General features: G+C 40.6%; 18 protein-coding genes and 4 tRNA genes. All 22 read right to left on the bottom strand.

Going from position 1 to position 24426, the window contains the following annotated elements:
• Positions 1-2 precede the first annotated feature (2 nt).
• The 22 genes from Q0590_RS28765 to Q0590_RS28870 all read right to left on the bottom strand — a co-directional run bounded on the left by Q0590_RS28765 (position 3) and on the right by Q0590_RS28870 (position 23954).
• Complete coding sequence (locus Q0590_RS28765) at positions 3-1313, bottom strand: hypothetical protein (protein ID WP_302041105.1); 1311 nt, start codon at positions 1311-1313, stop codon at positions 3-5.
• Positions 1306-4809: an acetate and sugar kinases/Hsc70/actin family protein gene (locus Q0590_RS28770; protein WP_302041106.1), complete on the bottom strand. Its 3504-nt coding sequence runs from the start codon at positions 4807-4809 to the stop codon at positions 1306-1308. The genes Q0590_RS28765 and Q0590_RS28770 overlap by 8 nt, the downstream gene beginning before the upstream one ends.
• Before the next feature lie 66 nt (positions 4810-4875).
• Positions 4876-6321: a hypothetical protein gene (locus Q0590_RS28775; protein WP_302041107.1), complete on the bottom strand. Its 1446-nt coding sequence runs from the start codon at positions 6319-6321 to the stop codon at positions 4876-4878.
• Between the two features lie 118 nt (positions 6322-6439).
• Positions 6440-6856, bottom strand: coding sequence for a hypothetical protein (locus Q0590_RS28780; protein ID WP_302041108.1), 417 nt, complete (start codon positions 6854-6856; stop codon positions 6440-6442).
• 116 nt (positions 6857-6972) lie between these two features.
• Positions 6973-8283: a hypothetical protein gene (locus tag Q0590_RS28785; RefSeq protein ID WP_302041109.1), complete on the bottom strand. Its 1311-nt coding sequence runs from the start codon at positions 8281-8283 to the stop codon at positions 6973-6975.
• A gap of 99 nt (positions 8284-8382) precedes the next feature.
• On the bottom strand, positions 8383-8658 hold the full coding sequence (locus tag Q0590_RS28790; protein ID WP_302041110.1) for a hypothetical protein: 276 nt from the start codon (positions 8656-8658) through the stop codon (positions 8383-8385).
• Between the two features lie 160 nt (positions 8659-8818).
• Positions 8819-9154 carry a DUF3467 domain-containing protein gene (locus Q0590_RS28795; protein ID WP_302041111.1) on the bottom strand — a complete coding sequence of 112 codons (336 nt, stop codon included), beginning with the start codon at positions 9152-9154 and terminating at the stop codon, positions 8819-8821.
• Positions 9155-9258: 104 nt separating this feature from the next.
• On the bottom strand, positions 9259-13572 hold the full coding sequence (gene rpoC, locus Q0590_RS28800; protein ID WP_302041112.1) for a DNA-directed RNA polymerase subunit beta': 4314 nt from the start codon (positions 13570-13572) through the stop codon (positions 9259-9261).
• A 106-nt stretch (positions 13573-13678) separates the two neighbouring features.
• Entirely contained in the window at positions 13679-17551 is a 3873-nt protein-coding gene (gene rpoB / locus Q0590_RS28805) for a DNA-directed RNA polymerase subunit beta (RefSeq protein WP_302041113.1), read from the bottom strand.
• A gap of 182 nt (positions 17552-17733) precedes the next feature.
• Entirely contained in the window at positions 17734-18120 is a 387-nt protein-coding gene (rplL, locus tag Q0590_RS28810; protein ID WP_302041114.1) for a 50S ribosomal protein L7/L12, read from the bottom strand.
• Between the two features lie 70 nt (positions 18121-18190).
• Entirely contained in the window at positions 18191-18730 is a 540-nt protein-coding gene (rplJ, locus tag Q0590_RS28815; RefSeq protein ID WP_302041115.1) for a 50S ribosomal protein L10, read from the bottom strand.
• A 2-nt stretch (positions 18731-18732) separates the two neighbouring features.
• Positions 18733-19431, bottom strand: a complete 699-nt coding sequence (gene rplA, locus Q0590_RS28820; RefSeq protein WP_302041116.1) for a 50S ribosomal protein L1 — start codon at positions 19429-19431, stop codon at positions 18733-18735.
• A gap of 12 nt (positions 19432-19443) precedes the next feature.
• On the bottom strand, positions 19444-19887 hold the full coding sequence (gene rplK / locus Q0590_RS28825) for a 50S ribosomal protein L11 (protein WP_302041117.1): 444 nt from the start codon (positions 19885-19887) through the stop codon (positions 19444-19446).
• Positions 19888-19973: 86 nt separating this feature from the next.
• Positions 19974-20537, bottom strand: coding sequence for a transcription termination/antitermination protein NusG (gene nusG / locus Q0590_RS28830; protein ID WP_302041118.1), 564 nt, complete (start codon positions 20535-20537; stop codon positions 19974-19976).
• A gap of 31 nt (positions 20538-20568) precedes the next feature.
• The gene (gene secE / locus Q0590_RS28835; protein WP_302041119.1) at positions 20569-20760 is read right to left on the bottom strand and encodes a preprotein translocase subunit SecE; all 192 of its coding nucleotides are present in this window, start codon (positions 20758-20760) and stop codon (positions 20569-20571) included.
• Between the two features lie 24 nt (positions 20761-20784).
• Positions 20785-20856 (bottom strand) — tRNA-Trp (locus tag Q0590_RS28840).
• 102 nt (positions 20857-20958) lie between these two features.
• A complete protein-coding gene (tuf, locus tag Q0590_RS28845) occupies positions 20959-22146 on the bottom strand; it encodes an elongation factor Tu (protein ID WP_302041120.1) in 1188 nt (395 codons plus the stop codon).
• Between the two features lie 90 nt (positions 22147-22236).
• A tRNA-Thr gene (locus tag Q0590_RS28850) sits at positions 22237-22308 on the bottom strand.
• An 87-nt stretch (positions 22309-22395) separates the two neighbouring features.
• Positions 22396-22468 (bottom strand) — tRNA-Gly (locus Q0590_RS28855).
• 87 nt (positions 22469-22555) lie between these two features.
• Positions 22556-22638: transfer RNA gene (locus Q0590_RS28860), tRNA-Tyr, on the bottom strand.
• Positions 22639-22972: 334 nt separating this feature from the next.
• Positions 22973-23251 carry a hypothetical protein gene (locus tag Q0590_RS28865; protein WP_302041121.1) on the bottom strand — a complete coding sequence of 93 codons (279 nt, stop codon included), beginning with the start codon at positions 23249-23251 and terminating at the stop codon, positions 22973-22975.
• Between the two features lie 49 nt (positions 23252-23300).
• Positions 23301-23954, bottom strand: coding sequence for a DUF4469 domain-containing protein (locus Q0590_RS28870; RefSeq protein WP_302041122.1), 654 nt, complete (start codon positions 23952-23954; stop codon positions 23301-23303).
• Positions 23955-24426 lie beyond the last annotated feature (472 nt).

A 24426-nucleotide genomic window follows, 5' to 3' on the forward strand; every position in this document is an offset into this window, starting at 1 on the left:
GCTTACACAAATTTTATCTGCGCTTTATGGCGGATTTGCCAGGTGTTGCCATTTTTTTGCAATTTTCCCGGCCTGAGTACTTCTATTTTGGTATGTTGCGAAGAAGAAACTTCAAAATCACAGGCATCTTTTAATAACCTCTCCCGGTTTTGTATGGCATATTCGTGTAGCTCTTTATTGTCCACTATGGTAAACTGGGCGTAGTCACTATCTGGCGGAATGGTAAGTTCATAGATACTGCGCCGGTCGCTGCTATCTTGTAACTGCGACATTACAAAACCATTTTCTTTTGGGTAGTCGGCATATTTCTTCAGCGTTTTAGGAGAATCCACGGCAGGCTTGTTGAGCTGGAATTCCACCACTTTTCCTGGCTCTACGGCTGTAGTTTGCACCACTGGCTTAGGTAAAGAATCTCTCTGCTCAACAGCCACGGGGGGGGCAGCTGGTAGTTTAACCTGTTCTGTCGTGGTTACCGCACCATTTTTGCGTTCTCCTACCATCGCATACATTTCTTTTCTAAGGTCTTCTATCTTCTTTTCCAACGCCTCTGCATTCTTTTCGATACGTGGAAAAATTTCAAAATCGCGTACTTGGTATACCGTTCTATGCGAGTCTTCTTTACTGGAGCTGGAGGTACGTCTTCGTTGAAAAATTTTGTAATACAAGTAAAGGTTGGCCAAAGAAACGACACCAATTAGACCGATTAACAAAATTACCCAGGTTGGCAGTTCTGCCTGTTGGGAGGCAGGGCCCTGTGCTACCTTTGACATCGTACTGGCTGAAGTCAAAGAGGCATTTTGCATTTGTGCTTGTGTATTATCAGTGCCAGCCAGAGTTGAAGCTTTCAAAAGTGCTTCTTCTTCTATGCTTTGCAGGTCTTTTTCAAGTTGAGGCAGATAACTTTTCCCTTTTCTGTCTTCCCGGATAAACTTCCCTACATCTGCAAACTGCCGGCCCAATGCCCGGTCTTCCACATACTTATTTTTAAACCCATTTATGGTAGCACTCAGGATTTGTGTTTTGGAATTGGGGCCATACACCCCCACAATTTTACTGAGTAAGGAGTCTGCATTGCCTTGCAATCCGTCTAATTGAGAAGCTAATTTACCTGCTTCCGGCTTTTGCTTATCATCTGCCAATACATACTGAATCGTTGAAAAATTAAACCGATCAATCGTCTGCTCGTATAGCTCTTTTTTGCTGCTCTGGGCATACAGATCTACCGATAGCAGGCAAAGCAGGCTATAGAAAAGGAAAAAAGACCAGGTAGGAAAAGCAGGTTTGATAACTAGATAATTTCCGAATTTACGCATAATAGGTGGTATTGAGTTCTTTGGAAAGATGTACCAAGCTATGAATGAATGGATAAAAAAACAAGGTTTCTTCCAAAGGTTCTTTGTTGTTGACAAAACCCGCCAATCCTTCCTGCAGCCCATCCCTCAAATGCATTTCGATGCTTCGTTTTACCAAATCCAAATCTGTATCTATCCCAAAGTAGTTTTTCAGGTTTAGCTCTTCATTGTCTAGTACCAGGTTTAGCAACTTTCTGGCATTGTCCAGTACACTGGTTTGCAGTTCCGGGCTTATTTCTCCGTATTTTATCCGTTGCCCTGGTGTACTTGTTTCTTGCGCACCGGTGAGCACAATATGTGTAATATCTGGCCCTGAACCATTCTGGTTGGCTAATACGCCTCCATTAGCTGTCGCTTCTTTGGGCTCTTTGGTCAATATCAATTCGAAATTAGCTGGTATAGCTAAGCCATGGGGTCCGCATACACTTTCTAGAATATGTTTGGTAACCAGCCGGATTCCTTTGCCGCTAGCGCCGCCTAACGCATTAATATACAAACTACCTTTGCCACTGAACACAAAATACCTGGGTATAACAATAGACGGGTCTTTATGCTCTTTCACATGGTTGATCAGCTGGGCTATGTGGTAAATAACTGCACTATAATGCAGCAGCAAAATAATCTTCAGGTGTTTATCATTGCGGATAAAGTCGCTGAATTTTAGCTGTGGCCTTGCTTCCTCATCATAATTAAATAAGAAACTAATTATATCCGCTGAAGCCAGAGTAACATCTGCATCGGAACCATAATGAATCAGGTCATTATAAAATTCCTCTATATTAGCGTTATCGCCAGTAGAGGATTTACGAGTGCTGGCTGCATCTTTCCGGGCTTGTTTTTTGAACGCCTGTAAGAATCCGTTGCTCTTGTCATGGAATTCATGGGCATTAAACCCAGCTCCCCAAATCGCATTAGCACCAAATTTAAAAGATGATCCGAAACGGGGCTGTTGGCCTACAAATAATAGTACGTCGGTTGTGCCGCCCCCTATATCTATGTTGATAATATTCTCGCCCGCCACCAACTGGTTTGTTCTCCGCAAGAAATAGAAGGGAGCCACCGACTCAGTTATATGGGTAAGGGTGCCACTGTTACCAAAAATAGCCTCAAAATTCCGTTGCCAGGTCTCCTGGAAGTCGCCTTTCTGATAATCACTCATACTCAAGGGTGAAAACCAGACAATGCGGGACTTTGCCGGATCGCCACTATTCAATATAATTTTATTCTTTATCAGCACGAGCATTTCTTTGAAGAAAGCTTCAATCCGCTGCATTCCTTTTACATCCAGCTGCGACTGCCACTTAAGGTTGGTTTTTACGGGTGCTTTTCTGTCCAGGCGTTCTTTCTCAAAACTAAAGGCAATATTAAGGTTGCCTAATAAGACTGCCGGTTCTATCTTAAAATTTTCTGTTTCACTGATGGCTGTGCGTACCGGAAAGCGGAAATTAGAACCAAAATCTGCTCCAATGATAGAAGGCACAAACTCCCGTTCTTGTAAAATAAGTGCTTCACGTAGGTTGCTTAGTCCTCTGGTATATTTAGCTGCTACCAACGTTTTATCACTGGATTCTACATCAGCAGGTTTATTGAGCATACCTACCTGCACATCTTCCTCGCCAATATTAAACGGTCGCGGCATAGGATTCAGGTCATCAGCATAGGCAATATGCGTATTGGTGGTGCCAAAATCTATGGCAAATGTAAATGTGCGCCCGCCAATATTTACCGGACGCCATTTAGGTATAATTAAGCCTTTGATCTCTTGCCGCCTGATCCGTTGCGGATATATTTCCACATAATCGAAAGCCCGGTCGACTTCATAATAAGTAGATGAGCCTATGAGCTCTTCTTTTTTAGAACGGCGGTTATTTTTCTTCACATTGCCTTCCAGATCTACATTAGCCGAGAAAAACTTCAGGTCATATTCTTCATTAATCAAATCTTCCCGGTCGTCTACATCAATCAGCATCAATTTGTAATAGTTATTATACTGCGGCTGGTTAATTACTTTGTAGAAAGGAAAAATACCCAGGCCTACTTTGCAGTTTACTATCTCTCCATCTTCATCTTTGCGTTCCAGCGTTGGATAATCCTGCAACTTCGGATAATAAGTTTTTTCAAAATTAATTTCTCCTTTGCGGATCGGAATATTCAGCCGTACGGTAATCCGTTCCCCTGCCAGGCTGGATTCTTTAATTTCAAAATTCAGGTGCCGCTGAAGATCTTCCAGTTCGAAATAGTCGAAATAGCGGCGGTTGATTGGCAGCAGGTAAGGAAATACTTTGTCTTGCGTGAGACTGGCGTTGTGCTTTCCGGTAACAAAGTATCTTTCATTTACTCCATAAGGAAGCTTAATGATGTAATCTTCCAGAAAATCGCCAATGGTTAGGTAAGGATAGACCGTATGTGTGTCTGGTAATACCCGCTGATTTAAAGGCATAGGATCTTTCAGAGGCACTTTTGTGTTCGGGCTCCATGGTCCGGCCACATAATTCATATTTGTGCGGTCGAAGCCATTTTTTAGCACTAAGGGCTTAGTACCTGCAATGGTTTTTGCAGAATTATGGTTAATGGTAAAATCACTTTTGGCTTCAATTCCTCCACTTTCCGGGCGTTTCTGCACAAACTCTACGCCATCAATGGTAACAATATTATTCTCATCATCCCGCAGAAAATCATACTCACCTGCTAAATCGCCCGGCTGATACGTATTATCTATATCATACAAGGCATTTTTTATCTCTCTTGACGCATATTCGTCGCGGCTTTCTATAATGTATTCAAACATTGTCCGGCACGAACGTTTCAGCTCCGAACTAGTTCTGAATAATTTATAAAGGTATTTCTGAAAATCTTCGTGCCGCTGATGCAGAGCTACATTCCGCTCAAAATACCGGTCGCCTTTGGGTGTTTTCAGGTCTATTGGCTTCAGATCGGGATTGGTGAAAAATAAGGTTAGCGGCGACGAGCCTCCAATCAGTTGATAATCATATTTAATGATGTATATATCGCGCACACTGTTAAATGTACCTGTATCGCCTTCTTGCTCTAGAAACAGTTGCAATGTTTTGCCTAACAAACGCTGGTTGGCGTGTGGGCTACCTAACATCGCCTGTATTTCATTGTCGCGGCTCCATTTGGTAATACTCAAATTAGCTTTGGCTTTTTTGTATCCCTGGTAATTAAACAGCAGCTCCAACATATCCAGACACTGGGAAACCATGCGGTGATAGACAGAATCCTGGGTATGGCCATCTTTGTTCACCATATCAAAGGCCGTAGCGAACAGATGCATTCTGGCAAACGGGCTAGGTACAGATGTAAGCCCACGGGTTGCTTTGCGGCCTTCTGTATCGGCTATTTCTACAATCTGATCGCTGTTGATGGCTCCACTGATCTGGTGCCAGCCTTCATCTGTGGGATTTTTTGTTTTATGTAGCGTGAATTTATTGTTCATGGAATGAAAGTTTTAGTTACCCGCAATTAAATAGAATTGGTGCTACGTTGATGGCTCCTCTATTTATTACGGCAAAGGCTTGATATTTTCCTCATACAACTTGCCTGTTCCCTGATACATCAGTTCCATAAAATCCTTTGGTGATTTATCGCGGATAATAGATGTACGCAGGTTAGTGAAAATCCCATCCAGATAGGTAAAATCTACGGCTGATTTGAAAATTTTACCTTCCCGAATAGGTTTGCCCCCGGAAATCAATAAACTCAGTTCATTGTTCAGATTAAACAAGCGTAATGACCGTTCGTTTTCTGAGAGTTCTTTTAGCCAGGGATAAAAATGGTTCTGAAAAAAGGTGTTTAAATCTTTATAAAAAGGCTCTGTATCCAGTTTGCGGTTCAGTTCCAGACTTTCGTAATAGGGATGCCGGGTAGCCTCGCGTAAATGCTCTGTATAGTGCTTAGCAAATACTTTCAACTGGGTAAGTGGTTGCCCAATCTTATTTTTGGTTTCGGCAGATAAATGGCCAAATTCTACCTGGCTGGCATTTTTTGCATCACTCTTCAAGCCATATTCATGATACAAGGTTCGGCCTTCGTTTAACTCGCTATCGCGGTAATCCAGAAAATCCAGTATAGATAGGGCTCCAATCAGTTCTACAATATGCGCCTGGTTTTTTTGCTCTTCCCCTCCTTCACTATTCTGATAACTTTTATTAATGGTATCTGCTACATAATACAGGGCATTTAAGCCTTTCAGGTTATGCAGGTAATAAGAAAGAGCTGCTTTTGTTTTGGTTATAAATGTATTGGAATCAATAGCACTGTTATCGCTGTCGTGCAGGCCGAAATATGGTTTTACGGTAAGGGCCCCAATAATGGCATTATTTATAGCGCCTGCCCCAGCATACGTAGATTCTGTACTTCGGAATTTCTTCAGCAGCAATGGAAAACCCGAGGCGCCTGTACCGCCAAAAATGGAACTGATAATAAATATGCGGTCGCCAGGATTGAAAGCTTTGCCGAAAGACGTAAACTCAGGCGATTCTGTAAGCTTGTTCAGCACAATACTGCCAATGTTGGGATTTCCTTTGAAGCCAACTTCCAGTGTGCTTTCCCGGCTTTGCTTGCCGAATAACAAGCTCAGTAAATCCTGCGAACGGTTAGAAAGGTTATGAAAATCTATGAAATTCTCGAAGGTTTCGTTATTAGCAAGGAAAGGAAAATTAAATCCCGAGCTAAGTTTGCCATCTTTGTCGTTCCATACATCTTGGAGGGTAGAAATATCTGTTTTAAAAAAGCCTCTTTCCCGGCTGCCCAGCTCTTGATGAATGTTCTTATATAACTTTAGCAAATTCATGGTCCGGACCGTGTCACCATTACGGGCATCCGGGTCTATGAGAATGGGTACAATACGGGATGCTTTCACCTCTACACCGGCCGCCATCAGCATCGTTAACGATTTTATTACTCTGGCACCTGTACCACCTATACCAAATAAAAAGAGTTTGCTCATGAATTCGACGTTGGAAATCTGACGTATATAGAAATAACAGAAGAAATTATCTTTTCCAGAAAATGTTCTTCACTCGTAAAATGACTAAAAATATACCTGAGCTAATCCCCTTGTTTACCTACCTCATTGGAAATTTAAAGGGTACGTAAGGTGCATGCTTACTCCAGGTTTTGAATATTAACGAAAACAGCAGGAAAAAGAAGATACTGTAAAATGCATTTTCTACAGCAAAGTAATAGAAATATGGTTCATAATCATCAAAGTGTACCTCTAGGCCATTGGCTATTTTGTTTAAGGCAACTACGAAACAAATAATGGCATTTACCAGCATAACGCCTATCCAATACCCGGTATAGTTAAACCTTGCCCGTGTACTTAGGCTATTCATTCCATAATAGTAAAGCAGTACCATTAGCAGGGTAATGAATAAAGTAAGTAACCCTACACTCGGAAACACTTCGTTCCGGATTAAGGCTGCTTCATTGGGATGTTCGCCTATAAATAATTCATATAAGAAGGTGAAAAACTCCTGCATAGAGAATATATATTAATGTGCTGAAATGGCTCCTATATTATTAAATTAAGTAGAGTACTTACTGAACGTATCTTTTATCAGAAAGTAGTAAAGCATGCTACTTATTTTAAATAACTTTACTCCTTTACTACTGGTACGGTAATAGTAAAATAATCGGTATTATCTCTGTAGGCCTGTTTTACTCCTTCTATCAGATAAGCTAAGGCAAAGGTCTTCCCTTCATTTTTTTCGGCATTGCTGTCGTCATCTGTATTCCATTCCTCATACCACGGCGTATCTGTTTTAGCTAAGGTGAGTGTAAAACTTCCTTGTTTTCCCCGGATGGTAGCTATTTGTACTGTAGCCAGGTGAGTTAGGTTGTTAGTTTCCACGAGTGTGTTATCACTTTTTTGCAGCTGAACTTTACTTATGGGTTGTACAGACACTATTTCACCCTCTACATTTTTTCCTTCAAACTGAAGGTTTTTGGTAATATACCGGTTGGCAGTTATTTTATCCGGGAAGGCTGACAAATCTATTCCTATTCCTAGTTCTAAATTCCTGTTGCGGTATAATTGCACATCTTCCAGCCCCTGGTTATTCCTAGCAACTACAAAGTCGCCTTGCTTTCCGGCATAGTTCATTACTTTAAAAGTTGGATTTGCATTAAAGTCAAACCCGAAATGCAATTCTTCTTCCGGTGAAAATCCACTTTTCTTGAGCGCTTTATTTAAGGCATCTACTTTTTGGCTATTCCCAAATATCCAGATATAATAGGGCCGGGTTACATTTTTGTATTCCTGCACCCCACGCGGGTATGGATAATACTTTCCATTAAATTGTGAAGTAAATGCATAAATAGAAGTTGCCGTATTTGCTGTTTGGTAACGGTTAAAAATCCGGTTTACTTGTCCCTGAATAATGGATTTATTCGTAATGTCAAAGTCTGACAAAATAAAATCAGACACAAAAATGTTCACTGTTTGAGCATTGTTGCGGGATTGCAGCATCGTAAATATATCTACGATTAACGAATTAGCGCCGATCGCATTTTTAGGGCTTTTAAGCAGATTGAGGAAAGCACCGGCATCATCCACTTTTTGAACCGCTGTATCTTTAGGAATGATAAAATAGCCTGTATTGGCAATGGTATTCTGGTTTTGTAGTTTGTCGAGTTGCGAAACCAGGTTGGCTAGTTCATCTTTAAACTCAGTAGCACCACTCAAATAACCAGCCATGCTGGCGGAAGTCTCCAGGTATAAATTGACCCGGCTTATACTTTCGGATGGAGTTGCCACAGCAGCCTCCTCACCGGTTTTTTCTGTAGTAGTGGAGGAAGGATTGTTTTTTTCTGATTTTGTAGAATTGTTGTCGCCTGAACATCCGGCAAGCAGATATAGCGACAACAAATGAATAAAAATATAAGAAATGGTATGTTTTAAAAACATATGTTTGGACAGTCAATAAATACCGTAAGTTGTGCTGTAAAAACGTAATAATATGGCATTTATTGATGGAACGCAACAGATAAGTTAGCGAAAAAAGTATTACTGATTGGCATCGCCTCCCTGCACACCATCTTGCTGAGTTGCACTATTAGGGGTAGCTACATCTTTTCTTCCATCGCCTTCCGGGTTGATAGTAGCAAAATAGATAATGCCTGTAATCAACGCTAATGATCCATATACAGTTAATACTTTTACCCGTGTTTTATGATTTGTCCACCAGAGTACGATCATTGGCCGGATTATACCGGCCGTTAAAAGTACAGCAGAAAATATAAATATAAAACCGGCAATATTATGCAGAATTGGAGAGTCCATAGGGTTTAATAGGTTTATATAGGTTTAATGAGTATATCCTATTTAACTAGTTTAACACCCAATTAGTTACATGGTAAACCCCGCTGAGAGCTATATAAAACAAGAAAAGCTGCTTTTTAAAGCAGCTTTTCTTGTTTAGTGAGAAAATGAAAGCATATCTCTAAGCTTCACCCATTGTTCCGCCAAAATTCATTGGAAAATTGAAGTTTTCTTCGGTCTGTTTTATTGTGCCGAAGGTGTCTTCATATTTCCGGATGTTTTCTTTCAAAGCATTAAGTAAGCGTTTGGCGTGCTCAGGGGTAACAATTACTCTGGATTTCACTTTTGCTTTAGGTACTCCCGGCATTAGGCGGATAAAATCAATTACAAATTCACTGTTAGAATGGGCAATCATGGCCAGGTTGGCATACACGCCTTCCGCCATTTCTTCTGAAAGCTCTATATTAATTTGATTATCCGGTTGTTGCTGTTGCTTCTTTTTCTGATCGTCCGCCATAGTATAATGGTTAATGATGAATGACTAATGAATACTAAAAGGAAAAATGAGTAATAAGTTATTACTTACGCAATTACTCATTACTCATTATTCATTACTCATTGTTAATCCTGCAATTCTCTTCTCTTCTGGAATTTTTCCTTGGAGGCTACCAGAGAATCGTATTCTTCCTGAGATCCAACAATAATATCACCGTACTCTCTCAAGCCTGTACCTGCAGGTATTAAGTGACCTACAATTACGTTTTCTTTCAGGCCAAGCAGGTAATCGGCTTTGCCCCGGATAGAAGCTTCGCTGAGTACTTTGGTTGTTTCCTGGAAAGAAGCAGCTGAGATAAAGCTTTCTGTTCCCAGAGAAGCCTGTGTGATACCTTGTAACGTAGGCTGCGATACAGCAGGTTCGGCATCACGTACCTGCACCACACGCAAATCCCGGCGTTTCAGGCTGGAGTTTTCGTCTCTCAACCTTCTGGCACTTACAATCTGCCCTGGTTTCAGGGTTTCGGAATCACCGGCATCTACTACAATTTTCTTATCCATAATGGCATCGTTCTCATCACGGAAAGCAAATTTATCTACTACTTGTCCTTGTAGGAAGTTGGTGTCGCCAGGCTCGATGATCTCTACTTTTTGCATCATCTGGCGAACAATTGCTTCAATGTGCTTATCGTTGATCTTCACCCCTTGCAGACGGTATACTTCCTGAATCTCATTCACCAGGTATTCCTGTACAGCTGTTGGGCCTTTAATAGAAAGGATGTCGGAAGGTGTAATAGCACCATCAGATAACGGATAACCAGCTCTTACAAAGTCGTTGTCCTGTACCAGGATGTGCTTAGACAATGGCACCAGGTATCTTTTCTTCACCCCATCTTTCGATTCAATGAAGATCTCCCGGTTACCACGTTTAATACCACCATACGTTACTACACCATCAATCTCACTAACTACGGCTGGGTTAGATGGATTCCGGGCTTCAAACAATTCTGTTACCCTTGGCAGACCACCGGTAATATCTCTTGTCTTACCAATAGCTCTTGGGATTTTTGCCAGAACTTGTCCTGCTTTAATGGCTGCTCCCTTCTCCACTGCTAAGTGGGCACCTACCGGCATATTGTATCCTTTTGATTCGCCAGATTTAGGTACGACTACAACAGATGGGTTTTTCGCTTTATCTTTGGTTTCGATAATAACTTTTTCACGGTAACCAGTCTGCTCATCAGACTCTTCACGGAAGGTAATACCTTCTTCAATGGCATCAAACTCAATGGTACCATCAAACTCAGATAAGATTACCGCATTGTAAGGATCCCAGAAACACAACTCATCGCCCTTCTTCACTTTTTGTCCGTCAGTTACCTTCAGGAAAGCGCCATATGGAACGTGATTACTGATTAAGGTTTTATCTCCTACCGCATCTTCCTGTAAGATCTTGATTTCACCAGAACGCCCCATAACAACTAAGGCTTTTTCACCTTCGGCTGTTACTGTAGAAATGGTTCGTAAGTCTTCAAACTGGATAGTACCATCAAATTTAGCTTTGATTGAAGCATCTACCGCAATGTTAGAAGCTGTACCACCCACGTGGAAAGTTCTCAGCGTTAACTGTGTACCAGGCTCACCAATAGACTGTGCAGCAATAACACCTACGGCTTCTCCTTTTTGTACCATTTTACCGGACGCCAGGTTACGGCCATAGCATTTTGCACATACTCCTTGTTTTGCCTCGCACGTTAATACAGAGCGGATCTCTACCGACTCGATGCTTGTTTCATCGATATGTGTAGCTACATCTTCTGTAATTTCTTCACCTGAAGATACAATCAGTTCTCCTGACAACGGATCAAATATATCATGCACAGAAACACGGCCTAAGATACGTTCAGACAAGGCTTCTACCACGTCTTCATTATCTTTCAGCGCTGTTACTAATAATCCTCTTAAGGTTCCGCAGTCTTCCTCATTGATAATTACGTCCTGGGCAACGTCTACCAGCCTTCTGGTTAAGTAACCAGCATCGGCTGTTTTTAACGCTGTATCGGCCAGACCTTTACGTGCACCGTGTGTAGAGATGAAATACTCCAATACATCCAGACCTTCTTTAAAGTTGGAAATAATTGGGTTCTCGATGATCTCTCCCACAGAGCCTTGAAGGTTTTTCTGTGGTTTCGCCATCAAACCTCTCATACCACCCAGCTGACGGATTTGCTCACGGGAACCCCTTGCACCAGAGTGCATCATCATATAGATAGAGTTAAACCCTTGCTGATCGCTTTCTAACTGACGCATTAGGGTTTCAGTGATCTGTGAGTTTACTCTTGTCCAGATATCGATTACCTGGTTGTAACGCTCATTATCAGTGATCAGACCCATGAGATAGTTATTCCAAACGTTGTCTACCTCCGTTTTTGCACCTTCAATCAATGGGCTCTTTGCTTCAGGCACCATCACATCGTTCAAGCCGATAGATAAGCCACCCTTATATGCTGACTGGAATCCTAATTCTTTGATATCATCCAGGAACTGGGCGCAACGGGCCATACCAGAGATTTTGAAGACCATGGCAATGATCTGTTGCAGTTTTTTCTTCGTCAGCAACTCATTGATGAAGCCTACTTCTTCTGGCACAAACTGGTTGAAAATTACCCTTCCAGCTACAGTATCGATCAGTTTAGTAACCAGTTCATTTTTCTCATTCCGTACTTTGGCACGTACTTTAATATTGGCATGCTTGGAAAGCTTTTTCTCATTGATTGCAATGATTACTTCTTCAGCAGAATAGTAACTTCTGCCTTCACCTATTACAGGATTGTCAGCAGTACCTTTCCGGCCTTTAGTTACATAATATAAGCCTAATACCATGTCCTGTGAAGGTACGGTTATAGGCGCACCATTAGCAGGGTTCAGGATATTATGAGAAGCTAACATCAATAGAGAAGCTTCCAGAATCGCTTCATGTCCCAGAGGTACGTGTACCGCCATCTGGTCACCGTCAAAGTCGGCGTTGAAAGCTGTACAAACGAGTGGGTGTAACTGAATCGCTTTTCCTTCAATTAGTTTCGGCTGGAATGCCTGAATACCTAATCTGTGCAGTGTTGGTGCACGGTTAAGCAATACAGGGTGTCCTTTCAGAACGTTTTCCAGAATATCCCAAACTACTGGGTCTTTTCTATCTACGATCTTCTTGGCTGATTTTACTGTTTTTACAATGCCTCTTTCTATCAGTTTTCGGATAACAAAAGGCTTAAACAATTCAGCAGCCATATCTTTTGGCAGACCGCACTCATGCAATTTCAATTCAGGACCCACCACAATTACCGAACGGCCTGAATAATCTACCCGTTTACCCAATAAGTTCTGACGGAAACGGCCTTGCTTTCCTTTCAGCATATCTGAAAGAGATTTTAATGCACGGTTACCATCCGCTCTTACTGCATTAACTTTTCTGGAGTTATCGAATAAGGAGTCAACAGCTTCCTGTAACATACGCTTTTCGTTACGTAAGATTACTTCAGGAGCTTTGATTTCAATTAGCCTTTTCAGACGGTTATTCCGGATAATTACCCTTCTATATAAGTCATTTAAGTCAGAAGTAGCAAAACGGCCACCATCCAAAGGCACCAACGGACGCAATTCTGGAGGAATAACTGGCACCATGCGGATCACCATCCACTCCGGACGGTTCTCAATACGGGTTTGTGCTTCACGGAAGGCTTCTACCACTTTCAACCGCTTCAACGCTTCTGCTTTCCGTTGTTGAGATGTATCGTTTGCCGCTGAGTGACGCAGTTCATACGAAAGCTCATCCAGATTCAATCTGGACAATAGCATTTCCAGGGCATCTGCACCCATTCTGGCAATAAACTTATTTGGATCTTCATCCGGCAGCATCTGGTTTTCACGTGGAAGCTTATCGATAATATCCAAATATTCATCTTCTGTCAAGAAGTCAAGTGCCTTTACATCATCTTCTGCTTTAATACCAGGCTGAATCACTACATATCTTTCATAATAGATAATTTGATCCAGTTTTTTAGTTGGCAACCCTAACAGGTAACCGATTTTATTTGGAAGAGATCTGAAATACCAGATATGTGCAACAGGAACAACCAGTTCGATATGGCCCATGCGCTCACGTCTTACTTTTTTCTCCGTTACTTCTACCCCGCATCTGTCGCAGATAATCCCTTTGTAACGGATTCTTTTATATTTACCACAATGACATTCCCAATCTTTCACCGGACCAAATATCCGCTCACAGAACAAACCACCCATTTCAGGCTTGTATGTTCTGTAGTTAATGGTTTCAGGCTGTGTAACCTCTCCGTGAGAACCATCCAGAATGGACTGTGGTGAGGCCAGGCTGATGGTGACTTTGGAAAAGTCGTTGGTGAATTTTTTATTTTTTTTGAAAGCCATAATTTATTTTGCTTATAAATGGATTTGCTTGTTGCTTGTTGAGACTAAAAACTGAAAGTGAATGTGCCTGGAATATTTTTTCCGGCACATTCATTCTATTCTTAGGTTAGTCCAAAGTAATCTCAAGAGCCAGACCTCTTAACTCATGAACCAGTACATTGAATGATTCAGGGATATTTGGTTTTGGCATATTTTCACCTTTCACGATGGCTTCGTAAGCTTTTGCCCTACCAATGACATCGTCAGACTTAACAGTTAATATTTCCTGCAATACGTGAGACGCGCCAAATGCTTCGAGTGCCCAAACTTCCATTTCACCAAAACGCTGACCACCGAACTGAGCTTTACCACCCAGTGGCTGCTGCGTAATCAATGAATATGGTCCGATAGAACGTGCGTGCATCTTATCATCTACCAGGTGACCTAGTTTCAGCATATAGATAACACCTACTGTTACTTTCTGATCGAAACGTTCGCCAGACAAACCGTCGTACAGGTAGGTTCTGCCAAATTCAGGTAATCCTGCTGTTTTCAATTCTTTAGCTACTTCTTCTTCGGAAGCACCATCGAAAATTGGCGTAGCGTATTTCTTACCTAATTTCAAGCCTGCCCAACCTAATACAGTTTCATAAATCTGACCTAAGTTCATCCTGGATGGTACCCCAAGCGGATTTAATACAATATCTACTGGTGTTCCATCAGCTAAGAATGGCATATCCTCTTCGCGGACAATTTTGGCAACCACCCCTTTATTTCCGTGACGGCCCGCCATTTTATCACCCACTTTCAGTTTACGCTTCTTGGCTACATATACCTTAGCCAGTTTTACAATACCTGCAGGTAGCTCATCTCCTACTTCTAAGGTGAATCTCTCCCTCTTGAACTTACCAGAAATCTCATTTCTGAGCTTATTGTAGTTCTTCACCATCTTCACCAGCAGATCGTTGGTATGTGCATCGGAAGTCCAGTTATCCAGGAGAATATCTGAAATCAGGTTTACTTCTTCCGCTACATTATAGGTACTTTCGTCACGGTAGATGTTTTTATCCGGGAATAAGTTTTCGCTGATATTTTTACGGCTGAACTTTACACCTTTGGTAATAATCTCATCTCCAAACTTATGACGTACACCTTGGCTGGTTTTGCCTTCCAGCAATTCCACCATTTTGTCAATCATTGTCGCCCGTACAGCAGTTAGTTCTTTGCTATACCGCTTCATCAGCACCTTCACTTCATTCTTAGACTTTTCACGTAAGTCCTTATCTTTTTTCGGACGGGAGAATAACTTGGTATCAATTACTACTCCTTTTAATGAAGGCGGCGCTTTCATAGAAGCATCTTTCACATCACCGGCTTTGTCTCCGAAAATGGCTCTTAGCAGTTTTTCTTCAGGCGTTGGATCAGTTTCACCTTTAGGAGTAATTTTTCCTATCAGGATATCTCCTTCTTTTACATCGGAACCAATACGGATAATACCATTTTCGTCCAGATTCTTTACAGATTCTTCGCTTACGTTGGGTATTTCAGACGTTAACTCTTCTTCGCCACGTTTAGTATCCCGTACTTCCAGTTCAAATTCTTCAATGTGAATAGAAGTAAAGATATCATCCCGTACTACTTTTTCAGAGATTACAATCGCATCCTCAAAGTTATACCCTTGCCATGGCATGAATGCTACTTTCAGGTTACGGCCTAAAGCCAGTTCGCCACGGTTAGTTGCATATCCTTCACAAAGAACTTGTCCCTTTGTTATTCTGTCACCTTTATATACAATCGGTTTCAGGTTAATACAAGTATCCTGGTTAGTCCTTCTGAATTTAATCAGATTGTATGTTTTCAGCTCATGATCAAAACTTACCAGCTTCTGGTCTTCTGTCAGGTCATACCGCATCACAATTTTGGTAGAATCCACAAACTCTACTACCCCATTTTCTTCGGCAATTACCAAAGCTCTGGAGTCCATAGCCACCCGCTTTTCCAGGCCAGTACCTACAATAGGTGCTTCCGGACGCAACAATGGCACAGCCTGACGTTGCATGTTAGAACCCATCAGGGCACGGTTGGCATCGTCATGCTCCAGGAACGGAATTAACGAAGCTGCTACCGATACAATCTGATTTGGAGCAACGTCCATATAGGTTAGTTTATCAGGCTCCAGTACTGGGAAATCACCTTCAAAACGAGCTTTTACACGGTCGCTTACAAAACTTCCTTTGTCATCTATTTTAGCATTGGCCTGCGCTATATAATGTGTATCTTCTTCTTCAGCCGTTAAGTACATCACTGGCTTCTCTAAGTTCACTTTACCATCTTCAACCAGGCGGTAAGGTGTTTCAATAAAGCCCATGCTGTTTACTTTGGCATGTACACAAAGCGAAGAAATCAGACCAATATTCGGACCTTCAGGAGTTTCAATGGTACACAGGCGGCCATAGTGTGTATAATGCACGTCACGTACCTCAAAACCGGCTCTTTCACGGGATAAACCACCAGGCCCTAAAGCTGACATACGCCGTTTGTGCGTAATCTCGGCTAGTGGATTGGTTTGATCCATAAACTGTGACAGCTGATTGGTTCCAAAGAAAGAGTTGATTACGGAAGACAGTGTCCGGGCATTGATCAAATCAACTGGTTTAAAGTCTTCATTGTCGCGCACGTTCATTCTTTCTTTGATGGTACGGGCCATACGGGCCAGACCTACACCAAACTGGCTATACAACTGCTCACCAACGGTACGAACCCGGCGGTTGCTAAGGTGATCAATATCATCTACTAATGCCTTGGAGTTAATCAACCCGATTAGGTACTTCACAATAGAAATAATATCTTCTGTTGTTAGTACACGTACGTTGGTATCAATATCCAGACCTAATTTTTTGTTAATCCGGTATCTACCTACTTCACCTAAGTCATAGCGTTTATCTGAGAAGAACAGGTTCTGAATAATATCTCTTGCTGTTTGTTCATCAGGCGCCTCTGTATTTCTTAACTGACGATAGATTTGCTCAACGGCTTCTTTTTCAGAATTGGAGTTATCTTTTTGTAATGTATTATAGATAATCGTATAATCGGCTACGTTGATATCTTCGCGGTGAAGAATGACAGACTTAGCACCTGAATCTAAAATGGTTTCCAGGTCTTCTTCTTTGATGATAGAATCGCGTTCCAGCAATACTTCATTTCTGTCAATAGAAACTACTTCACCGGTATCTTCATCTACAAAGTCTTCTGTCCAGGTTCTAAGCACCCTAGCAGCTAACTTTCTACCAATAATATCTTTTAATGAATTGCGGTTCGCTGGCACTTCTTCCGATAAACCAAACAAATCTAATATCTGCTTATCAGAACCGAATCCGATCGCACGTAATAGCGTTGTTACCGGGAATTTCTTTTTACGGTCGATGTATGCATACATTACGTTATTTACGTCTGTAGCAAACTCTATCCAGGAACCTTTAAAAGGAATGATACGGGCTGAATACAATTTGGTACCGTTGGTATGCTTGCTTTGAGCAAAGAATACGCCTGGTGACCGGTGCAACTGAGACACAATCACACGCTCAGCACCATTAATCACAAAAGAGCCACGGACGGTCATATACGGAATGTTTCCTAAGAAAACCTCCTGCTCTATCGTTTCAAAATCTTCATTATCAGCATCATTGCAAGATAAGCGCAACTTTGCTTTTAACGGAACAGAATATGTTAATCCTCTGTCTATACATTCATCCACTGAATATTTAGGCGGATCAATCATATAGTCAATAAACTCTAATTTAAAGTTTTCTCTGGAATCGCTAATAGGAAAATTCTCAGAAAAAACCTTAAATAGCCCCTCTTGAGAACGGTTTTCAGCGGGGGTTTCCAGCTGAAAGAAATCCATAAATGACTGAATCTGAATGTCAAGAAAATCTGGATATTCTATAACCGACTTAATAGAGGCAAAACTAACGCGTTGGGAATGATTTTGTTGAGCCAAAGTATTGAGCGTTTAGGTTGTTACTAAATTCATTTTATTGATTACCCACTAATGAGTATAACCAATAATTTTGCTAAAAAATTTACATAGTGTAAAATAAACTATGTACAAACAGGAAAAGACCTGACAAAACGCCAGGCCTAATTATATGAAGGCAATATTGAAAAATGCCGGATTTATGCTTATTTTAATTCTACTTCAGCACCAGCTTCTTCTAATTGTTTTTTCAGGCTTTCAGCTTCGTCTTTAGCAATACCTTCTTTTACTGCTTTCGGAGCGCCATCCACTAATTCTTTAGCTTCTTTTAAGCCTAAGCCAGTCAAGTCTTTTACTAATTTAACAATAGCCAGTTTAGCACCACCTGGGCTCTTCAGGATAACATCAAAAGATGTTTTTTCGGCTGGAGCAGCAGCAGCACCTGCACCTGCACCGGCACCAGGCGCAGCAACTGCAACAGCAGCAGCAGCTGGTTCAATACCGTATTCCTCTTTTAAAATAGATGCTAACTCGTTTACTTCTTTTACAGTCAAATTTACTAACTGCTCTGCGAATGCTTTCAGATCTGCCATTTTTGTATAAATTGAATTGTTGGAATTTGTTTAACTATTGGTTTAACTTACATAAAGTACAGAAAGCTTATTACTGGCTTTCTCTTTCAGATAGAGTTTTAACGATGCCTGCAATTTTGCTACCTCCGCTTTGTAGAGCAGAAAGTACATTTTTAGCAGGAGATTGTAACAGTCCGATAATTTCACCAACCAGTTCTGCTTTAGATTTCAGGTTGATGAGTATATCCAGATTATCATTGCCAATAAAGAGATCAGAGTCGATGGAAGCACCCTTTAATATTGGCTTTTCGTTACCTTTAACTTTACCACGAAATTCTTTAATTATTTTTGCAGGGGTTTTTCCATCTTCAGCAGAGAAAAATACGCCTGAAAATCCTTTTAATGCTGTATCATGTAATGGAGTATAGTCTCCTTTTACATTTTCTAACGCCTTTTTAATTAATGTATTTTTGATAACCCGGTATTCAACTCCACGTTCAAAACACATTCTTCTCAGATTATTTACTTCTGCTACAGTTAAATCAGAAGTATCTGTAATATAAAAGAAAGGGTTAGTGTTAAACTTTTGAGTTAGTTCCTCAATTATGGCCGCTTTTTCTTCCCTTGTCATGATTATATTCCTGTTATTGTGTTTTTATCAATAATTACACCGGGACTCATTGTTGTAGACATATGAATCGACTTAAAATAGGTGCCTTTGGCAGAAGAAGGTTTTAACCGGGCTATGGTATTAATTACTTCCTGTACATTATCTACCAGCTTTTCGGGTTCAAAAGAAACCTTCCCTATGCTTGCGTGTACAATACCAGTTTTGTCTACTTTAAAGTCAATTTTACCGGCTTTTACTTCTTTTACCGCTTTACCTACTTCCAGCGTAACTGTTCCAGATTTTGGATTAGGCATTAACCCTCTAGGGCCTAAGACCCGGCCAAGTTTACCAACTTTAGCCATTACGGTTGGCATAGTGATAATTACATCTACATCTGTCCAGCCTTGTTCTATCTTCTGAATGTATTCATCCAATCCTACATAATCAGCACCGGCTGCTTTTGCTTCGGCTTCTTTATCAGGCGTACAAAGTACCAATACCCGTACTTGCTTTCCTGTTCCATGCGGTAAGGCTACTACGCCTCTCACCATCTGGTCGGCCTTACGTGGGTCTACTCCCAGGCGTATATCTACATCTACGGATGCATCAAATTTGGTATAGCTAATTTGCTTTAGTATATCAGTAGCTTCCTTCAAGGAATAACTTTTATCGAGGTCAAATTTAGCCTGAGCTTCCTTTTGTTTCTTTGTCAACTTTGCCATCTTCTTATTAATTTAACTTTCCCAGGGTGCATTACCAGTAACTGTGATTCCCATACTTCTAGCCGTACCAGCTACCATTTTCATAGCAGATTCTAATTTGAAAGCATTCAAATCGGGCATCTTAGTCTGGGCTATGGTTTTCACCTGATCCCAGGTGATAGAACCAACCTTATTCCGGTTAGGCTCCGCTGACCCTCCTTTAATTTTTGCAGCATCCATAATTAATACTGGAGCAGGAGGAGTTTTAATAACAAACTCAAAAGACTTATCGGTGTAATAGGTGATGAGCACAGGCAGAATTTGTCCGGCTTTCTCTTGGGTCCGTGCATTGAATTGTTTGCAGAACTCCATAATGTTTAACCCTTTACTACCTAAAGCAGGTCCTATAGGAGGAGAGGGATTAGCTGCACCGCCTTTTACCTGTAATTTTAAATATCCAAGAACTTCTTTAGCCATTTTTCTCTAATTTGAAAATATGAATATGCACAGCAAGAAAAACAGATGATGGAAGCATGCTCATCTGTTTGTTTCTTACAATGCTTCTATTCCGTTTTTTGCACTTCCATGTAACTTAACTCAACTGGTGTGTTTCTACCGAAAATCTTTACCATCACCTTCAGTTTCTTCCGCTCTTCAAAAATTTCTTCTACTGTTCCTTTAAACGTTTTGAAAGGACCATCCATCACCATCACACTTTCTCCCACAATAAAAGGCGTTTCCAGTTGCTCCCCTTTTTCTTCGGTCTCATCCATTTTTCCCAGAATCCGGTTGATTTCCGATTGACGGAGTGGAACCGGCGTTTTAGCAGCTGCGCCCTGGCCAGTATCTGAACCTAAAAATCCTATGACACCGGGAATACTGGTAATCACATGGAAAACTTCACCATTGGTTAAGTCAGCAGATATAATAATATAACCAGGTAATGTAATTTTATCCCGTACTCTCTTTTTGCCGTTTCTTATTTCATATACTTTCTCTGAAGGGATAATAATTTGTGGGATATATTCAGTGAGCCGCTGTCTCACGATTTCATTTTCAAGATAAGACTTTATCTTTTTCTCCTGGCCTGCTACAGCTCTTATCACATACCACTTTAACTCATTCATGAGAAAGATACATTAGTATAATCGTACAAAATTAGAATGATTGATAGAACCAGGTCATTGCATTTTCGAAACCAAAATCAATAACCCCTATAATTAGTGCGAAAATCAGGGAAGCTACGAGCACTAAGGTTGAACTACTTTGCAATTCGCTGAATTTGGGCCAAGAAACCTTTGTTCTGATTTCTTCTATTGAATCTTTAATAAATGCCGTAAACTTTTCCATTGTAAAATTTTGCTATTCGCAATGCACGGGTGGAGAGACTCGAACTCCCAGCCAACGGTTTTGGAGACCGCTACTCTACCATTGAGCTACACCCGTATTTGCTGTCTTAAAAACGGACTGCAAAAGTAAGATAATTTTGTGTATAAACAAATGCGTTCCTGAAAAATTATTTCAGGAACGCATATATAAATCAACGAATTAGCTAATAATTTCTGTTACCTGGCCGGCACCTACGGTTCTACCACCTTCACGGATAGCAAAACGTAAACCTTTCTCCATAGCAACAGGGTTGATCAACTTTACAGTAATAGTTACGTTGTCACCCGGCATTACCATCTCGATGTCGGCAGGAAGCTGAATTTCGCCAGTAACGTCTGTTGTTCTTAAGTAGAATTGTGGACGGTATTTGTTGAAAAATGGGGTATGACGGCCACCTTCTTCTTTGGATAATACGTACACTTCTGCTTTGAACTCTGCATGTGGTTTTACAGAACCTGGCTTGCAAATAACCATACCCCGGCGGATACTTTCTTTTTCAATACCACGTAACAATAAACCTACGTTATCACCAGCTTCACCTCTATCCAAAATTTTGCGGAACATTTCCACACCTGTTACAGTAGACTTCAGGTTTTCTGCACCCATACCTAAGATTTCAACAGGCTCACCAGAGTTGATAATACCTCTTTCGATTCTTCCGGTAGCTACTGTACCACGACCTGTGATAGAGAAAACGTCTTCTACTGGCATCAAGAATGGCAGATCAGTCAGACGAGTTGGTATTGGAATCCATGAATCTACTGCATCCATTAACGCTTCCACTGTTTTCACCCACTTTGGCTCGCCATTCAGCGCACCTAATGCAGAACCTTGAATTACTGGTATATTGTCACCATCAAACTCATAGAAGCTCAATAATTCACGAATCTCCATTTCAACAAGTTCTAACAACTCAGGGTCGTCAACCATGTCTACTTTGTTCATGAACACTACCAGCTGAGGCACACCAACCTGACGGGCAAGCAGAATGTGTTCACGTGTTTGCGGCATAGGACCATCTGTAGCAGCTACTACCAGAATAGCACCATCCATCTGAGCAGCACCAGTAACCATGTTTTTCACATAGTCAGCGTGGCCTGGACAGTCAACGTGTGCATAGTGACGGGCAGCTGTAGAATACTCTACGTGAGAAGTATTAATAGTGATACCTCTTTCTCTTTCTTCAGGTGCATTATCAATTTGTGAGAAGTCTCTTTTTTCAGCCAGACCTTTCTCAGACAATACTTTAGTGATTGCGGCAGTCAAAGTAGTTTTACCGTGGTCAACGTGACCGATAGTACCAATGTTCACGTGGGGCTTGGAACGGTCAAAAGTTTCTTTAGCCATATTTGAAAATCCTCTGTTTAGTTTATTTAAGTTGTTGAAAAGAAGTTATAAAAATGTAAACTTTCGCTGTTAGTAAGACTTTTCCTTGTGAGCCAACGATGGGAATTGAACCCACGACCCCTTCCTTACCAAGGAAGTACTCTACCCCTGAGCTACGTCGGCTTGTCTAAGCTTTTAGCAGTTAGCGATTAGTATAACACCGCTGCAAAGTGAGAGGTTTCTTAACTAATAACTAACTGCTAGACAAAGAGCGGGAGACGGGTCTCGAACCCGCTACCTATAGCTTGGAAGGCTATCGCTCTACCAAATGAGCTACTCCCGCTTGTATAATGCTTATTGACAAATGAAAAATGATTAGTTAAAAAGATGTTTATTAATCAATAATTATTTATCAATATTCATTATCTCGTGGGGCGAGATGGATTCGAACCACCGAAGACATAAGTCAGCAGATTTACAGTCTGCCCCATTTGGCCACTCTGGTATCGCCCCTTTTCCTACATTATAATAATGTAAGTATTTCTCCTAAGATGAATATTTTATTTGTTCTTCATTTTAGGGAATGCAAAATTAGAGGGATTTTTTATTTATTCAAATTTTTATAAAAATTTATTTAGCCTTTTTTACAGGCAAGAAATAGTGGATGTTTTTAGCAAATTTAATACAATTTTTTATTTGCGGCTATCTTACTATGGGTTGGAATGGATAAATGAGAAGAGATACAATAAAAAATACTATTGGCTGCTGAGCTATGTGTTTGGCTAGCAATCAATAGTATAACAAAGTAACAGTACTAACTTTAAACAGATAAGCTTCTTTCTGGTTACTATTGATCATCAGTATTCTCCAACGGTAGATTATCCCAGTCGGAAAGTTCAATGGCTGACACACCCAGAAGTTCTATGTTCAATGCTCTCGCTACTTTCCGTAAATCTTCCATGGCTTGGGTAGGGGTAGTATCTCCCTTCCAAAGCGTAGTACCGGGCAAGTGGTATTCGGTTTCATTTTTTTTCCAAGTTTCTGCGTATCCTTTCAACTTCATTATATCCCGCACTGCTCCCTGTTTCGCATTCACTTTATAACTAATAAGAATTGGTTTACTCATGCTTTGGTAAATTTATATCATATAGTATAGTTAAATGTTAATTGATAAATCAAACGATTACTCTGATAAAACCCGGAAGTAAACTAGTATGTAAACGGTCGGTAACAAAGGTTCTTTTACGTATTTCTAATCGGTATATATTTGCATGAAGCCCACTAGGAATCATAAATATGATGTTAGTGGATTTAATGCGTACTAATGTATTTATCTTGATTGTATTTCCTGAAAAATCCATCAGGTATAAGCCCTGTTCGATGTCCTGCTTATTAATGTCAAGGTGCAATCCATACAACTGCATAACACTTCCTGACATAACGGTACGTAGGTTAGTTACTACGTTATGACATCCATATAATACCGGTGTGGTGTCTTCTGCTGTTTCTTTGGGCGATGGAGTAGATTCAAGTTCTCTTGGAAAGGTACTCTCTGGCAGAGCTACAGGAATAGTATTTACAAGGGATGAACTTGTCATGAGAGCAACAGGACTTACAGGAACAGGCCTTGTTTGCTTTTTTACTATATTCTGAATCATGTCAGAATACGTTTGCAGAATGTGTATAGCCTCTTCGTGAGAAGTAAGCATGTATTTTTCTTGAATAAGCTTTACCAGGTCTTCTTGTAACTGGTCATTGCCTGCCCGCTTCACTACTTGAGGAAAGTGTTTGAAAGGCTCTTTTTTCTTACCAAAGTTGGATGCAGACATAGACACTTACTTCTAAATAACAAATCCTACGACTAAGAATATGGCCTACCTGTTTATCTTGTTATTTGTACTATTCAGTGCGTGAGAAAAAATAAATTGCTTATGTTCTGGTAAAATTATATGTTGCAAATATTTCGCCTGGAAACTTAGCGACATAGGGAAGCAACAATAGTATTACCTTTACTAAAATAATGTTTAGGTGGTTTGTTATATTATATATAGTATGTAGCTGGTATATTGTATCTTCATAAACAACTTTAATCAGTCAACCGGTCGAATATTAACCGGTTGATTGATTGTTTGGACTGATTAGCTTTTTGATAAACTGGTAACTTATATCAAAAGTACCTTTCTGATTAATAACAAAAAAGGAAAGTATTGAATCAAAAGTAACAACACATTATCAGGTGAATTTTTTGATAAGTATGTCGCAATTACTCAAAAACAAACAACAATTCTATTCCTAAGACAA

The organism is Rhodocytophaga aerolata (genome assembly GCF_030503435.1).
Taxonomy (GTDB): domain Bacteria; phylum Bacteroidota; class Bacteroidia; order Cytophagales; family 172606-1; genus Rhodocytophaga; species Rhodocytophaga aerolata.

What these genes read in the sequence shown, in the direction of transcription:
- Q0590_RS28775 (WP_302041107.1), bottom strand. Translation starts at nt 6,321, where the DNA reads ATGAGCAAACTCTTTTTATTTGGTATAGGTGGTACAGGTGCCAGAGTA.
- Q0590_RS28780 (WP_302041108.1), bottom strand. Translation starts at nt 6,856, where the DNA reads ATGCAGGAGTTTTTCACCTTCTTATATGAATTATTTATAGGCGAACAT.
- Q0590_RS28870 (WP_302041122.1), bottom strand. Translation starts at nt 23,954, where the DNA reads ATGTCTGCATCCAACTTTGGTAAGAAAAAAGAGCCTTTCAAACACTTT.
- rpoC (WP_302041112.1), bottom strand. Translation starts at nt 13,572, where the DNA reads ATGGCTTTCAAAAAAAATAAAAAATTCACCAACGACTTTTCCAAAGTC.
- Q0590_RS28770 (WP_302041106.1), bottom strand. Translation starts at nt 4,809, where the DNA reads ATGAACAATAAATTCACGCTACATAAAACAAAAAATCCCACAGATGAA.
- Q0590_RS28795 (WP_302041111.1), bottom strand. Translation starts at nt 9,154, where the DNA reads ATGGCGGACGATCAGAAAAAGAAGCAACAGCAACAACCGGATAATCAA.
- nusG (WP_302041118.1), bottom strand. Translation starts at nt 20,537, where the DNA reads ATGAATGAGTTAAAGTGGTATGTGATAAGAGCTGTAGCAGGCCAGGAG.
- rplA (WP_302041116.1), bottom strand. Translation starts at nt 19,431, where the DNA reads ATGGCAAAGTTGACAAAGAAACAAAAGGAAGCTCAGGCTAAATTTGAC.
- Q0590_RS28790 (WP_302041110.1), bottom strand. Translation starts at nt 8,658, where the DNA reads ATGGACTCTCCAATTCTGCATAATATTGCCGGTTTTATATTTATATTT.
- secE (WP_302041119.1), bottom strand. Translation starts at nt 20,760, where the DNA reads ATGGAAAAGTTTACGGCATTTATTAAAGATTCAATAGAAGAAATCAGA.
- rplL (WP_302041114.1), bottom strand. Translation starts at nt 18,120, where the DNA reads ATGGCAGATCTGAAAGCATTCGCAGAGCAGTTAGTAAATTTGACTGTA.
- rplK (WP_302041117.1), bottom strand. Translation starts at nt 19,887, where the DNA reads ATGGCTAAAGAAGTTCTTGGATATTTAAAATTACAGGTAAAAGGCGGT.
- rplJ (WP_302041115.1), bottom strand. Translation starts at nt 18,730, where the DNA reads ATGACAAGGGAAGAAAAAGCGGCCATAATTGAGGAACTAACTCAAAAG.
- tuf (WP_302041120.1), bottom strand. Translation starts at nt 22,146, where the DNA reads ATGGCTAAAGAAACTTTTGACCGTTCCAAGCCCCACGTGAACATTGGT.
- Q0590_RS28785 (WP_302041109.1), bottom strand. Translation starts at nt 8,283, where the DNA reads ATGTTTTTAAAACATACCATTTCTTATATTTTTATTCATTTGTTGTCG.
- Q0590_RS28865 (WP_302041121.1), bottom strand. Translation starts at nt 23,251, where the DNA reads ATGAGTAAACCAATTCTTATTAGTTATAAAGTGAATGCGAAACAGGGA.
- Q0590_RS28765 (WP_302041105.1), bottom strand. Translation starts at nt 1,313, where the DNA reads ATGCGTAAATTCGGAAATTATCTAGTTATCAAACCTGCTTTTCCTACC.